This is a genomic window from Psychrobacter sp. P2G3 (assembly GCF_001593285.1).
Classification (GTDB): Bacteria; Pseudomonadota; Gammaproteobacteria; order Pseudomonadales; family Moraxellaceae; genus Psychrobacter.
Map to the genome: position 1 here is coordinate 1,767,195 of NZ_CP012529.1, position 14,418 is coordinate 1,781,612.

The 14,418-nt window shown below is 43.4% G+C and carries 11 protein-coding genes; 2 read left to right on the top strand and 9 right to left on the bottom strand.

What is annotated here, in order from left to right; all coding sequences use genetic code 11:
- Nucleotides 1–10: 10 nt before the first annotated feature.
- A complete protein-coding gene (locus AK823_RS07280) occupies nucleotides 11–751 on the top strand; it encodes a peptidase (RefSeq protein WP_068327837.1) in 741 nt (246 codons plus the stop codon).
- 54 nt (nucleotides 752–805) lie between these two features.
- Here AK823_RS07280 and uvrA read toward each other — a convergent pair whose 3' ends face one another.
- The 8 genes from uvrA to AK823_RS07320 form a co-directional block, all read right to left on the bottom strand.
- Nucleotides 806–3,388 (bottom strand): excinuclease ABC subunit UvrA, encoded by a 2,583-nt coding sequence (gene uvrA, locus AK823_RS07285; RefSeq protein ID WP_068327839.1) that lies wholly within the window; start codon nucleotides 3,386–3,388, stop codon nucleotides 806–808.
- Nucleotides 3,389–3,668: 280 nt separating this feature from the next.
- The gene (locus AK823_RS07290; RefSeq protein WP_068327841.1) at nucleotides 3,669–4,913 is read right to left on the bottom strand and encodes a DUF819 family protein; all 1,245 of its coding nucleotides are present in this window, start codon (nucleotides 4,911–4,913) and stop codon (nucleotides 3,669–3,671) included.
- Nucleotides 4,914–5,133: 220 nt separating this feature from the next.
- Nucleotides 5,134–6,192: a 2Fe-2S iron-sulfur cluster binding domain-containing protein gene (locus AK823_RS07295; protein WP_068327842.1), complete on the bottom strand. Its 1,059-nt coding sequence runs from the start codon at nucleotides 6,190–6,192 to the stop codon at nucleotides 5,134–5,136.
- Between the two features lie 72 nt (nucleotides 6,193–6,264).
- Nucleotides 6,265–6,627, bottom strand: coding sequence for a phenol hydroxylase subunit P4 (locus AK823_RS07300; protein WP_068035895.1), 363 nt, complete (start codon nucleotides 6,625–6,627; stop codon nucleotides 6,265–6,267).
- Between the two features lie 32 nt (nucleotides 6,628–6,659).
- On the bottom strand, nucleotides 6,660–8,177 hold the full coding sequence (locus AK823_RS07305; protein ID WP_068327845.1) for an aromatic/alkene/methane monooxygenase hydroxylase/oxygenase subunit alpha: 1,518 nt from the start codon (nucleotides 8,175–8,177) through the stop codon (nucleotides 6,660–6,662).
- A gap of 59 nt (nucleotides 8,178–8,236) precedes the next feature.
- Nucleotides 8,237–8,506 (bottom strand): MmoB/DmpM family protein, encoded by a 270-nt coding sequence (locus AK823_RS07310; protein ID WP_068035900.1) that lies wholly within the window; start codon nucleotides 8,504–8,506, stop codon nucleotides 8,237–8,239.
- A gap of 47 nt (nucleotides 8,507–8,553) precedes the next feature.
- The gene (locus AK823_RS07315) at nucleotides 8,554–9,564 is read right to left on the bottom strand and encodes an aromatic/alkene monooxygenase hydroxylase subunit beta (RefSeq protein ID WP_068327847.1); all 1,011 of its coding nucleotides are present in this window, start codon (nucleotides 9,562–9,564) and stop codon (nucleotides 8,554–8,556) included.
- Nucleotides 9,565–9,634: 70 nt separating this feature from the next.
- Nucleotides 9,635–9,934 carry a phenol hydroxylase subunit gene (locus tag AK823_RS07320; protein WP_068327849.1) on the bottom strand — a complete coding sequence of 100 codons (300 nt, stop codon included), beginning with the start codon at nucleotides 9,932–9,934 and terminating at the stop codon, nucleotides 9,635–9,637.
- A gap of 445 nt (nucleotides 9,935–10,379) precedes the next feature.
- Between AK823_RS07320 and AK823_RS07325 the strand changes: the two genes are divergently transcribed.
- Nucleotides 10,380–12,224 (top strand): sigma-54-dependent Fis family transcriptional regulator, encoded by a 1,845-nt coding sequence (locus tag AK823_RS07325; RefSeq protein ID WP_082785667.1) that lies wholly within the window; start codon nucleotides 10,380–10,382, stop codon nucleotides 12,222–12,224.
- A 142-nt stretch (nucleotides 12,225–12,366) separates the two neighbouring features.
- On the opposite strand, the gene AK823_RS07330 is transcribed toward AK823_RS07325, so the two are convergent.
- Entirely contained in the window at nucleotides 12,367–14,046 is a 1,680-nt protein-coding gene (locus AK823_RS07330) for a DEAD/DEAH box helicase (RefSeq protein ID WP_068035907.1), read from the bottom strand.
- Nucleotides 14,047–14,418: the final 372 nt, after the last annotated feature.

A 14,418-nucleotide genomic window follows, 5' to 3' on the forward strand; every position in this document is an offset into this window, starting at 1 on the left:
GGAATATCTCATGACTTATTGTGCGGCTATCCGCCTCAAAGAAGGGATGGTTTTTGCCAGTGACACCCGTACCAATGCAGGCGTGGACCACATATCAACCTTTAGAAAGCTGTATCAATATGGCGTTGAAGGTGAGCGTTTTATGGTGCTACAAACAGCTGGTAGCCTTGCGACCTCGCAGGCTGTATTCAACAAATTACAGAGCGATATTAATTTGCGCTCCGAGCACAGCTTACATACCGTCTCTTCATTATTTGACGGCGCGCAAATGGTTGGCGAGTGTATGCGTAACGTCATGACCAATGCACAAAGAGTTGCTAATGATAATAGTAGCGGTACTTTTACCAGCTCGTTTTTGTTAGGTGGTCAAATAAAAGGGCAACCGCCCGAGCTATATATGATTTATCCTGAAGGCAACTGTATTAGAGCCACTCAAGATACGCCATTTTTCCAGCTTGGTGAAAGCAAATATGGCAAACCCATCCTTGATCGATCAGTGAAATACGATACTGGGGTTAATCATGCTGCTCAAGCATTAATGCTGTCGTTTGATTCAACCATTCACTCCAACCTGTCTGTCGGTATGCCAATAGACTTTGTGATTTACCAAAATGATAGTCTCACGCTACCAAAAGGTCGCCGTATCGAGGAAGACGACGAATACTTTAAAACCATTAGTCGCCAGTGGTTAGAAGCGCTGCGTAATACGTTAGTTGAATTACCTGCCTGCCCTGATAATTATTGGGAGTAAAGGGCTTTCTCAATGTTGAGCTTGATTTGATTGAAGTTACTCTGGAAACTCTCACTACATCAATAAAAAAGGCGCAGTTCGGCTGGTCTTTGATTTTGCCACTTCATCAGGTGTGCCTTGAGCGACTATCTGTCCGCCCTCATCCCCTGCCCCTGGCCCGATATCAATAATCCAGTCGCTATTACTGGCCACTTGCATATCGTGCTCAACCATAATGACGGTATTACCTGCATTGACGAGTCCGTTTAACTGCGCCATCAACATCGATACATCTGCCGGATGCAAGCCAGTGGTCGGTTCATCCAGTATATAGAGCGTATCACCTCGTTGCGTACGCTGCAGCTCAGTTGCTAGCTTAATGCGCTGGGCTTCACCACCTGATAGCTCAGTCGCCGGCTGACCCAAACGCAGATAACCGAGCCCGACTTGGAGTAATGCAGCTAGTGCACGCAAAATAGACGCCTCATCGGCAAAGAACTCATAAGCCGCTTCCACCGTTAGATTTAGCACTTCAGCGATGTTTTTATCTCGATACGTGATTTCAAGCGTTTCATCATCGTAGCGTTGACCATGGCAGACTTGGCAAGGCGCGTAGACACTAGGCAGGAACAACAGCTCAACACTGACAAAACCTAAACCCTCACAATTTGGACAACGGCCTTTGACCGTGTTAAATGAAAAGCGACTCGCATCATAACCGCGCGCTTTGGCCTGCTCAGTTGCCGCAAATAATTTACGGACATTATCGAACAGTCCAGTATAGGTCGCAAGGTTTGAGCGCGGTGTACGACCAATGGCTTTTTGATTGATATTAATAAGACGACTGACTTTGTCCATGCCAGCAATGATTTTGCCATTCGTTACCGTCTCAAACTCTTGCTCAAGCAGATCCGCTTCGCCCGTTGGTGAATCTACGTGCGCTTTTTGTCCTAAAGCCTCATTGACCAGCTCAACCAACGCCTGACTCACAAGACTTGATTTACCCGAGCCAGATACGCCAGTGACACAAGTCATAACGCCTAGCGGAAACTCAACGCTCAACCCTTGGATGTTATTGCGTTCAATATCAGCCAGTTTTAGCCATGCTGTTGGCTGTCTTAGTGATAGTGTAGATAGCTGATTTGTCGTTGAATCCACCGAATCAGTATCAGTAAGTAGATATTGAGCCGTTTGTGAGTGAGCGACATTACGCAACCCCTCTATAGGACCGCTGTATACAATCTCACCACCATGCGTGCCAGCCTTTGGCCCCACATCTACTACCCAATCAGCATGCCGGATGACACTGACATCGTGTTCAACGACAAACACTGAATTACCAGCGGCGATGAGTTCATCCAATGCCCTCAATAGCGCCTGTGTATCAGCAGGATGCAAACCCGCGGATGGCTCATCAAGTACATATACCACGCCAAACAGCTGCGAGCGTATTTGGGTCGCCAGACGCAAGCGTTGTAGCTCACCTGGCGACAAAGTCGGTGTCGTACGTTCAAGTGATAAGTAGCCCAATCCCAGTCTCGTTAATGCCTCGACACGAGTGAGAATATCACTGGCGATACGCTGAGCAACAATGGCTTTTTCGCGGTTTGGTGTCTCATTAACGACCTTGGTGCGAGCCGTCTTTTCAAGTTTAAGCGCTAGCTCGGTTAAAGTTAGCTGCGATAACTCGCCAATATCCAGACCTGCAAACTTAACCGATAGAGACTCTTTTTTTAGCTTCTTCCCATGGCACTCAGGACACTCAGATATTTGCATAAATTGCGAAACGCGCTTTTTGGTGCGCGGGCTTTGGGTATTGGCAAATGAGTGTAAGATGAAGTTTTTTGCACTGGTAAAGGTGCCCATATAGTTTGGCTTTTCGCCTTTCTCAATCGCTATGCGAGTTTGTTCAGTATTATATTCAGGATAGACAGGCACCGTCGGCGTCTCATCAGTGAACAGAATCCAGTCGCGAGCTTTCTTCGGCAGCTTATTCCAAGGAGTGTCGATATCGTAGCCAAGTGTCGTCAATATACGACTGAGGTTTTGACCTTGCCAAGCTGGCGGCCATGCAGAAATAGCACGCTCACGAATGCTCTTAGTCGCATCAGGCACCATCAGCGCTTCGGTGACTTCAAACACACGACCAATACCCGAGCACGTTGGGCACGCCCCTTCTGGCGTATTAGGCGAAAACGCATCGGCGTATAGTATCTCTTGATCTGCTGGGTACTCGCCAGCTCGTGAGTACAGCATACGCAGGCCGTTCGATACGGTCGTGACACTACCAACGGATGAGCGTACGGACGGCGTACCTCGTTGCTGCTGTAATGCAACCGCAGGTGGCAACCCTTCTATCGCATCGACATCCGGCTCATCGACCTGATCTATCAAACGCCGCGCATAAGGCGACACAGAATCAAGATAACGGCGTTGTGACTCAGCAAATAAAGTGCCAAAGGCTAAGGATGATTTACCGGAACCTGATATCCCCGTAAAGACTACTAGCGCATTACGCGGTAAATCAACATCAACGTTTTTTAAATTATGAACACGTGCGCCTCTGACTTGAATTTGGTTGTTAGAATCGTTTAGGATGTTTTGAATTTCTAAGTTAATTTCAGCGTTGGTTTTATTCTTATTGTTTTTAGAGGTCATAAAGTCGTTTTTCCTATTGATACATGTTTTAATTTTAAATGTTTTTCGCTGTGTCTATAAGACCATTCAGCAGTTGCAAAAGAGTCTAACATGTTCAAATCGTTACTATAGCTAGGCTTACGTATTACTAGCATAGATAGACAAAACGATAACTTAAACAATCAGCAGTTGATAGTAGCTCTCGGTAGTTAATCAACAAAAAAAGACCGCCTTTAGGCGGGTCTTTTTTTCTATAAGCATCTAATATCCGAAATAGGAAATAGGAGAAAATAAAATATTCTCACCCCACCACCAGCCGCATCATCTGCGTACTAATATAACCACCAAACGTACCGACCGCATAGCCAAGAATGCCCAAAAACACCCCAACTGGCGCAAGCGATGGATGAAATGCCGTAGCGACAATCGGTGCTGAGGACGCGCCGCCAGTATTGGCATTGGAGCCGACTGCTAAAAAGAAAAATGGCGCACGAATGAGTCTAGCGACCACAAAAATAATCACTACATGAATACTCATCCATAATAAACCGATGAGCAATAAACGCCATTGTGAGACGATGCCGGCTAGATTGATTTGCATACCAATAGCAGCAATCAATACAAAGATAAATACCGTGCCGATTTTTGATGCCCCAACATGGTCGAGCCTGCGGACCTTGGTAAAAGAAAAGATGACACCTATCAAGGTAATAATGACCACCATCCAAAAGAATGAGCTGGCAAAACTATATTGTACCGCCCAGCTGTATGGTGCAAAAAACCCTGCTATCTGCCCGCCGATAAAGTGTGCCACCCCTACCATGGCAAAGCATAAGCCGAACATTACCATTAAGTCATTCAGTGTCGCTGGACGTGCATGATCGCGCTCATAGCTCTCAACCGCTGCGATGACTTTATCAATACTACTACTATCAGCCCTTAATAGACGATCTATCTTATCGCTGTGCTTGGCCATGACCAAGATAGCCAATAGCCATAATGAAGCATTGGTCGTATCAACCAAGATCATCATCCCAAATAAGTCATCGCTGACACCAAACAGCTCCTTCATTGCTGCTTGGTTAGCCGCACCGCCAATCCAGCTACCCGCCACTGCTGAAAATCCGCGCCACAGGGTATCATCGGTAAACATACTGGGCGATATCCACTTAGCCACACCTAAGCTAATCGGACCACTGATAACAATGGCAATACTGGCTGCAAAAAACATAGCAATCGCTTTCCAGCCCAGTCCTAGTATCTTAGGGACATCCATCGACAAGGTCATCAATAGCAAACTTGCTGGCAACAAGTAGGTAGCCGTAAAACCATAAATCTGCGAGCCAATACCATCAGCGAAAACGCCTAAGCTATTCAGCGTCGCCGGTATAAAGCAGCATAGTACGATACCCGGCAATACGGCATAAAAGCGTCGCCAAAATTTACCAGGCAGCCCTTGGGTATAAAATACTAAGCCGATAATTGCCATGATGATGCCAAACGCTAATGGCAGACTATCAATTGCTAAACTTGAGGTGGCGGGCATTAAAAGGCTCCGGAGTGTGCTAGTTAGTCAAAGTTCGTCAGTATAGACAAGGCGAAAAACAGGTGCAAGCTGGTATTTATTTAGGGTGTGCTGAACACTCCTTAATATCCACCTAAATATACCAGTAAGCAAACGCAAAAAAGCCAGATAAAAAGTATCTGGCTCATTAAAAAACATCAAACTATTTTAGAAGGCTATAGTTCTATCAGGTAAGTAACGATTATATTCTTTTGAACAAAGCGGAGCGACTTGATTCCTCACTGCCATCAGCCGCAGTCAAAAAGCGTTCCATATGAATATCGCGTTCGAATAGTCGTGCTTGCATCAGCGTAGTAATAGTAGAGTCTATCATTGGCGGTGGTCCACACAGATAAGCCTTGTGCCCTGAGCACTTACCATCAAAGTGCTGGTTAACCGCATCATTTACATAGCCTTTGAACCCCGTCCACTCTCCCAGTGTATCTTCAGCACTTAAAGCTGGAATATAGTGAAAATTTTCATTATCTCTTGCTAATTGTTCAAATTTATCTCTATGGTATAGCTCAGGGATATTCCTTGCTCCCTGAAACAAATAAATCTGACGCCTATCGCCCTGCTCCAAAAGATCTAAAATCATAGATTCAGGACTAGATAATCCAGACCCGCCAGCCACAAAAATTACATCTTGATTATCACTGTTTCGGACAAAAAACTGACCATAAGGACCTGATAAAGAAATTTCATCACCGACAGACAGGTCATTATGTAGCCAAGATGTACCTTTTCCATCAGGTACCAATCGTACATGTAGCTCAATTACATTCGGTTGCGATGGAGGATTGGCAATAGAAAAAGCTCGAGTACCAACATCAGGGATGTCCAGATTGATATACTGACCTGCTTGAAACTGTATATCTTCATCCAACTGCAAGCGAACGCCCAATATAGTAGGTGATAACGAATTCCTCTCAATGACCGTTGCCGTATAATCTTGCACAGGATATCCTAAAAAATCAGGATCGACATCGATATCGGCCTCAATCACCAAATCAGATTCAGGATAACAGCAACAAGCCAGCACTTTGCCCTCGTCACGCTCAACCTCCATGAGTGCAAAGGTAGACGCCTCTCCAAGGTCAACAAAACCCTCAAGCACTTGCACTTTACAAGTCCCACAAGTGCCATGACCACAAGCAAAAGGTAACCACACTCCTTGTCGCAAAGCGGCCTGTAATAATGTTTGACCGTCTTCAACTTCTATAACATCGCCAGTCGGCTCAATAGTCACTTCATAAGACATAGCGCTCTCCATTGCAGTATTTGTTAAAAACCATTATCAGGGTTATTGTTAATTGACTTTTCCTAAGCCAATTTATACACCAGTCCCTCTCCAACCATTTAAACCCGGTGTTTTAAAGCGTAACAATGACTTATGATCAAAGCCAATCTCTGCTAGTGTTTGCTCATCCGACGGTGTGACCATCTCTCCATTTAAATTCCATTGCACCTCATCCCATTTGATATGTTCAAAGTCAGGATGCTGATCAAAACCTTCAGTCAGAACACCAGCCTTGAAATCTTTAAAGGTCATGGTTGGCGGTAATGGAAAAGACTTGGCAGAACAGAACAGCAAATGCTCATCCCAACCGATAAAGACTAAAATATTACCACCAAAGTTGGCTTGTTTATCCATAACGTCACCCGTGTACTCAGGGCGGATTGCTTGAACTGCCATAAAAATCTCCTTATCAATATTTTTTAGTTAAATTAAGCCACACCTTTCCATTTTTTCCAGTTAGCTTCATCAACAGAACCTTTAAAATCCATATTGTCGGCACCGATATTCATGCGATAGTATTCAGTGAGAATATCGTCTAGCTCTGGGCCACCGCAGTTGCCTTGCAAGATTTGATGTACGGGTAGCCATGCCTGTACGTATTTTTCAGGTTCATCATTGAAAATATCTTGACAGCCGTCTGAACACATGTGGTAACGCTCGTCGTTATAGACAGTACTGCGATAACTGAACTGACCTGGATCATCATTCATCTCCGTAAAGGTCATTGGCACTTGGCAAATCTGACATAACTGCGGCAAGCCTTTGCTATAAAAGCGTTTGCCTTCTGCTTCAAGTTTTTTGGCCAGCTCCCAACGAGGGCGATAATACTTGTCAAAAGTATCTGGATATTTTTCACTGAGCCAATTAAGCTCTTCATCGGTTGGGATCCAAGTATGGAATCCAGAAGCATGACCAAAGTTATAAAATATCCACCAAGCCTGATGCGATATGTGTTCTTTTTCCTTTTCAATCACTTCGACATATTTTGGTGGGCGGATACCGTAGCGAGCTAAATCATCGAATAACGCCCCGCCAGCATCTTCAAAGTAGACCTCCCAAGCCTCTTTCCATGACATAACTTTGTTTGGCAGCATATAATCCATCATCATGCCAACGATGGACAGTAGACGCGTGCCACGCCAAAACCACTTATCAATCCACTTTTGCACGATAGGAAGGTTATCTTCGTGCTGCTCAAGTAAAAACTTGATGATTTCAAGTCCAAGCGTCATATGACGTGCTTCATCTGATTGAGCACTAAAACCAAAAGTCACCGTTGCCATGTCGCCGTTGTGCGCAGCTCCAGACATAAAAGGTACAAACAGTAAATTAGTGAGTACGTATTCAAACGAGAACGAAATCGCAAGTAAAAACTCAAAAGGCCCTGCTGAGCGCGCATCTTCAAAAAACGACTTGGGAACAGATAGATACCAGACACGGTCATGCATATGACTCCAGTCTTGGAAACCGTTAAAGTACTTATTAAAATGGCTCATGGCATGAATCTGAGTTTGGACATGACGTAGCTCATCAATAGACTGCATTTGACAGGCGATACGTGCACCAATACCACTAAACTGACGACCAACGTTAGCGTAGCCTTGGTATGCTTGATACTCTAGTGGCGTAACGGCTGTCAAAAATAGCTTGATGGCATTCAAATAGCGAGGATCTGAGATATTCATTTGACCGTTGTTTTGAGAAAAAGCATCAAAAATAGCATATAGCTTTTTTTCCTTTTCAGCTTGATACTTCCAATAAGTATCCATCGTCAAACGGAAAGGATCTTCCCATTTTGACCAGTCTGTAATTTTTATACCTTCAAAATCTTCGTGAGGAAAAGCTTCTTTTCTGTCTTCGTATGAAAAGTCCCAGTCAAGATCACGGGTTAAGAGACGGTATTTCTCTTTTAGGTTGAGCTTTTTGGTGTTTTTAGTAGTAGTCATGGTCTGCTCCTTATTAGATACGGGATTATCAATCCTTGATAATATTTTGATTTTAGGTATTACTGATGCCAACTTAAGGTCAGCGAGTCTTCTTCTTCTTCGACATTACCGCCTAATGTCACTAAGCTTAACTGTAACTCTTGAATTTCCCACTCACGACCAAGTTTTTCTTCGACTGTCGCGCGGTTAACAACTAGCTCGTTCTCACACTCCATACGAATCATAGCTGGCTGGTAAATGACAGTGACTTTCGGGTTGTCTTCTTCTACTGCTTGGACGATATAGCGTGACATATCGTTGTCTTGCAGCGCTAGATATACTTTTGACATAACAGTTCCTTAAATGATGAAATATAACTTAGTGTATTTAGATAAATTTATGCTGCTGTTACAGTACTTAACCCTACGGTCTTACAGCGTTTGGCCAATTGGGCTTGAATATCTGCTACCACAATTACCGCTTGCTCTGCACCGAACAGCTTCTCAATCAAAGGCTGATACGCTACTAATACTTTATCCAACCATTTATCCAGCCATTGCTGGCAGTGCGCCTTATTATCTTCACTCTCAGCCACGATGATTTTGATAACACTATTACTCCAGCCTGTTAGGTCTTTGAAGCAATCTTGCATAAACTCAGTAAGCATCGCGATATCGCGGCCATTATGCTCGACTAACCAATTATCCAAGTGCTGATAATGGACGACATGAATAACGGTATCCATAACAAGAGACTGCGCAATAAACAGCTCAAACCAATCTTTTACCACTAATGTATTCTCACAAAGCGCACGAACACCTTGCCACGCCGCATCGTTCATCCAATACGCTTTGCCTTGCTGCAATGAATCGCTAGAGTTGCCATCGATTAACAGCCCAATTCGCGATAAATATTGCGCCATACCTAGTCTGTCCATACCTGCATATAAACAAGCTTGGGTAATAGCAGTACCATAACCATAAGCTGCGCCGTACATAAAGTTTAGATTGGCCGTTTGCTCAACGTGGCGTAGCGGTATCAAACCAAACGTAACGGTTTCTAGCACTTCTTCACTTAGATTGTTCAAAAGATCGCGTTTTTCAAAAAATTTATAATTGCTTTCTGCTGTATCTTGCAGGCGGGCACGGTTTTGAACATAAGCCCCATAATAAAACTGGCGTGGATCTTTTAAGTCATACCAATCCGTCATTTGAATGACAGAGTAAGTTTTGTCATTCAGAGTCTTATCAGGATTCCAAAGGGGCTTATAATGAAAGTTTGTGGTCCCCTGAGCGTCATAAGTCGCTTCTTGATAACGAGTAGCAGGCTTCTCACCAAATCTCCGAGAGATATTAGCAAAGGTATGACGAATGGGTTCAAGGCTGGAGGTTTTGATTTCTAAAGACATATTCAGTTATCCTTAATAAATATAAATAGAATCATACGGGTAATTGGGGTGATGGTTATTGCCATTATGACTAGGAGCTTCTAGCTTCAGAATGGTTATTACCTACTAACGTAGACTTGGTGCCATAACGCCATTTGTCCTCCTCTTCATCATTGAAATGCATTTGTTCAACTGTCATGGTGATGACATTATTGTTGACACAAAATGCTGCAAAACTTGCGGGAGGTAGCACCAGTTCAACGAACAAACTCGAATCTCCAATCGCGAAGTCAAACATGACAAATTTGGCATCCGGTGCACTTCTGACCCGAACATACTTAGGGAGATCATTAAAAGAAGGGGGATTTGATTGAGGGGTGTGTGAATTCATCCTAAATTCCTTATTTGGCGTCCTGCCATTGTGTTCAAGTGATTTACTATTAAAGTTATTTACTACTATGATCAGTTAAAGCAATTATTTTAAAGACCTTTCATTGCTAATTTAGACACTACAAGTTGCATGCCAATCATTATTTTTATTATTTAAGTTACTGAATTCAAAGGTATTTAATTTTTATTTTCAGATATTGTCTATTTAAAAACGTTTTTCTTATCATCATTAATTCAGCATTTGCTGAAAATTTATTCTTGGTTTTCATGAAATAATGAAGTCATTTCGCTAACTACGCAGGGTTGTAATGCATCTGATTGCAGAGCAAGCAATATATTTGGATTAAGGTAATTGCGTGATTTGAGTATATGTGTGATTATAAATAGCAACGAATATTCGTCTAAGGATAGACATCACCCAGCCACTGGCAAGGATTGCGTCTGACATGTCAAAGCACTCTCATAGTAATAATTATCAAACCTCTGAAAACCCCAACATTCTCACCCCCTCGCCTATATCACATAGGTCACATAGCCATTCTCTACTTGAGCCGTTGGAGAAAAATGAACAACAAAGCGTAAAAGAACAGGATTTCTCTAAAAGCATTGAAGACTTATTAACCCATCTCGAATTCGATGTGCATGCAGGCAAAATATGGTTTGGTGGTCAACGTATGCTACTCAATCATGCCCATGCATTATGGCGTCTGCGCGAAGAGCTGAACCTGACGCTTGGCTCTGATATCACACAGCGGCTTTTTTTTCGTTATGGGTACTTTGCTGGCGTGGAAGATGCTGAAATCAGTAAAAAACTACGCCCAGATGGTAGCTGGAAAGAAGTCTTCCTCTCTGGACCACAATTGCACACCATTCGTGGCATGGTAAAAGTCGTCCCTGATGAGATGACTGTCGATTTTGATAGTGGTAAATTTTTTGCAAGCTTTGATTGGTATAACTCATTTGAAGTGGCTTATCATAAAAAGTTCAATGGTCTATCAGAGACGCCCGTATGTTTTAGCTCGCTTGGTTATGCTAGCGGTTATACCAGCTATTTTTTCGGACGGCAGATCGCTTTTAAAGAAGTGCAATGCGCAGCGATGGGGTTTGATCATTGCCGTATAGAAGGTAGACCATTAGAAGAATGGGAAGAAGATACTGATTTGCAAAAGTTTTTTAATACTGAGCGTCTAAACACTGAGTTGTTTGAGCGTCGAAGTAATTTTGATGAAGTTAAAAGACAAAACCCTAATACACGAATAAAGCCTGAAGGTTTTTTTTCTGCCATTGGTGAGTCACCCTCTTTTAAGAAAGCGACCGCGTTGACAAGAAAGGTAGCTAAGACTAAAGCGACGGTATTATTACAAGGAGAAACTGGCGTTGGTAAAGAAGTTTTTGCCCAAGCGCTCCACGAAGCCAGTGATCGCAATGAAAACCCATTTATCGCCATAAACTGTGCTAGCATTCCTACAGATCTCGTCGAATCTGAGCTCTTCGGAGTTGAAAAAGGCGCATTTACTGGCGCTGTGCAAACTCGGCAAGGTAAGATTGAAGTGGCAAGTTCAGGGACACTATTTTTAGACGAGGTGGTTGAGCTTTCTCATCGGGCGCAGGCAGCTTTATTAAGGGTGTTGCAAGAAGGTGTGCTCAATCGTGTAGGTAGTCATATTAACATCTCAGTTGATGTCCGAGTGATTGTGGCAACTAATGAAGATTTACAGACAGCGGTTACTCAAGGTAGGTTTCGCCAAGACTTATATTATCGTTTAAGTACTTTTCCCATTCATATCCCGCCCCTACGCGAGCGTAAGCAAGACATTTTGTTATTAGCCAAATTCTTTTTGCAAAAATATGCCGCAATGTACAACAAGAACATTCAAGGTTTTACCGATCAGGCGCGTGAATACCTCAATCTACACACATGGCCGGGCAACGTTCGTGAGCTCCAAAACGTCACTGAGCGTGCAGTCATTCTTAATGAAGATCACCACTTAATCGATGCAGCTGATTTATTATTATCTAATATACAAGACAGACATAAACAAAACTCACAAAAACTCAAAATATCTGCCGATAGTGGTAGCTTACAGCTCGCTGATGACAGCAGGGTTAATGAGGCGCTTGAAACCTTATTCCATGAAGGTTTCGATTTAGAAAATTTCAACGATAAGCTTATTCATGCAGCTTTGAATCAATGCGAGGGTAATGTCTCTAAAGCCGCCCGCTTGCTGAATATTAGCCGTGCCAAACTTGATTACCGACTCAGCAAGTCTGGTGATAATAGGACGCCTTAATATAATATTATAAATAAGTAAAACCAGACGAACACAAAAAAGCCAGATAACGAGTATCTGGCTTTTTGATATTCTATAAATAACGTTGTTTTACGCTGTTAAATCAAACCCAGTAGAGTTGCTATAGCAGCTAAACGCACTCTTATGATGAAGTGTTACCACGGTTGCCACTGTTCGGACGACCTTGACCACGGCTATCAGAACGACCTGCTGGGCGACCTTGGCTGCCACTTGGACGACCGCGACCAGTTGCTGCACGCTCACCGCGTGGAACACCAGTGCTATCACCACGGCTAGGACCACCAGTACGTTTACCTTGATATGGCTTGCCACCTGAACGCTCATTTGGCTTACCAGATGAATCACGTGGCTTACCTTGATAACCGCTGTCATTGCTTGCGCGTTGACCAGTCGGTGCGCTATCGCTTGAGCGACCACGGCCTTGACCACCACCGCTAGACTTACCAGCATAGCCACCACCTGAACGACCACGACCTTGGCCTTGACCACCGCCGCCGTTAGAGCGTCCGCGACCACGGCCACGACCATTACCTTTGTTTTCGCTAGGAACATAAGTTTTCTTAGGCTCCATGCCTTCGATAACTGATACTTCCATTTTACGATCTAAATAACGGTTGATAGCGTTTAGCTGTGGACGATCATCCATGCTACATAAGCTGATAGCAACACCCGTACGACCGGCACGACCACAACGACCGATACGATGCACGTAATCTTCTGTTTGACGTGGTAAGTCGTAGTTGATCACGTGTGATAGGGCTGGCACGTCAAGACCACGAGCAGCAACGTCAGTTGCTACTAAGATTTTACATTTACCATTACGTAAGTCTTGAACGATACGGTTACGTTTGCTTTGTGGCAAGTCACCATGTAAGAAGCTGGCTTTATGGCCTTGCTCTTGTAGAGATTTGGCTAATTTTTCAGTGCTACGTTTGGTTGCCGCAAAGATAATGATTTGTTCCATTTCAGGCTGGCAAACGATTTTATCAAGCAAACGATTTTTGTGATCAAAATCATCACAGTAATACACGTTTTCTTCGATATGAGCTGATTCAACTTTGATTGAAACACGCTCAGGGTTTTTAGTGAAGCTAGCAGCAATTTTACCTACTGGGCCATCCCAAGTCGCTGAACACATGATGGTTTGGCGATTGTCAGGAGCAGCTTTTAAGATATCGTTGATATCATCAGCAAAACCCATGTCTAGCATACGGTCAGCTTCATCAAGTACTAATACTTCAAGGCTTGATAAATCAACGCGACCAGCATTGATATGGTCAAGTAAACGACCAGGAGTCGCAACAATTACTTGAACGCCTTTTTTCAAAGCAGTGATCTGACCATTGTACGGTGCACCGCCTACTAATGGCACACAGAATAAGCCGCGCATGTCTTTAGAGTACGTACGGACGCTGTCATGTACTTGCTGAGCAAGTTCACGCGTTGGCGTTAGGATAAGGGCTTTAGTTAATTTGTCAAAGCTAGTCGCACGGCTTAAACGATCAAGTACTGGAATAACGAATGCCGCTGTTTTACCACTACCAGTTTGCGCTGACAATAATAAGTCGCGACCTGCTAGAGCAAAAGGAATGGCTTGTGCTTGAATAGGTGTTGGGTTGGTATAACCACTGCGATCAAGCGCGGTCAAAATCGGCTTGGCAATATTAAGGTCAGTAAAGGTTACTTGATCTTCATCAGTCGCGTCAGTAGTAGCCGCTTGATTGTTATTATCAATATTTGGGGTATCAGTGTTTTCGATGATGCCGTTTTCAGCGGCGATTGCAGATAAGATATCAGTCATGAGAATCCTTGGTAAGTATAAGTTGCTGTAAATTCAGCAAGCTTGATGCATACCACTGATAACCGTTCACCACGCTGCCTTTATTAAAGAATTACCGGACCACATAAAAGTGTCGATAATCAGAAGCCAAGTCATTAAAACTTAGAGCCTCTACAATAAATGCGTTCGTGCTGTCTGACGTATTTTGGTGGTAGTGCCGAGTGTCTTATCCTTGTTTGATATCAGCGCATTATCATTGCTTTGTCCAAAGCAGATAAAGGCGAATAACAACCAATCTAAACCATATTTATGATTCAGTAGATAAGATATGAGTCAAAAATAACTGATCTTTCTATTAAATGTTATTTAAGTACACAAAATCATCGGCAACAA

Coding starts and splice junctions, on each gene's coding strand:
- AK823_RS07280 (WP_068327837.1), top strand. CDS start 11: ATGACTTATTGTGCGGCTATCCGCCTCAAAGAAGGGATGGTTTTTGCC.
- uvrA (WP_068327839.1), bottom strand. CDS start 3,388: ATGACCTCTAAAAACAATAAGAATAAAACCAACGCTGAAATTAACTTA.
- AK823_RS07290 (WP_068327841.1), bottom strand. CDS start 4,913: ATGCCCGCCACCTCAAGTTTAGCAATTGATAGTCTGCCATTAGCGTTT.
- AK823_RS07295 (WP_068327842.1), bottom strand. CDS start 6,192: ATGTCTTATGAAGTGACTATTGAGCCGACTGGCGATGTTATAGAAGTT.
- AK823_RS07300 (WP_068035895.1), bottom strand. CDS start 6,627: ATGGCAGTTCAAGCAATCCGCCCTGAGTACACGGGTGACGTTATGGAT.
- AK823_RS07305 (WP_068327845.1), bottom strand. CDS start 8,177: ATGACTACTACTAAAAACACCAAAAAGCTCAACCTAAAAGAGAAATAC.
- AK823_RS07310 (WP_068035900.1), bottom strand. CDS start 8,506: ATGTCAAAAGTATATCTAGCGCTGCAAGACAACGATATGTCACGCTAT.
- AK823_RS07315 (WP_068327847.1), bottom strand. CDS start 9,564: ATGTCTTTAGAAATCAAAACCTCCAGCCTTGAACCCATTCGTCATACC.
- AK823_RS07320 (WP_068327849.1), bottom strand. CDS start 9,934: ATGAATTCACACACCCCTCAATCAAATCCCCCTTCTTTTAATGATCTC.
- AK823_RS07325 (WP_082785667.1), top strand. CDS start 10,380: ATGTCAAAGCACTCTCATAGTAATAATTATCAAACCTCTGAAAACCCC.
- AK823_RS07330 (WP_068035907.1), bottom strand. CDS start 14,046: ATGACTGATATCTTATCTGCAATCGCCGCTGAAAACGGCATCATCGAA.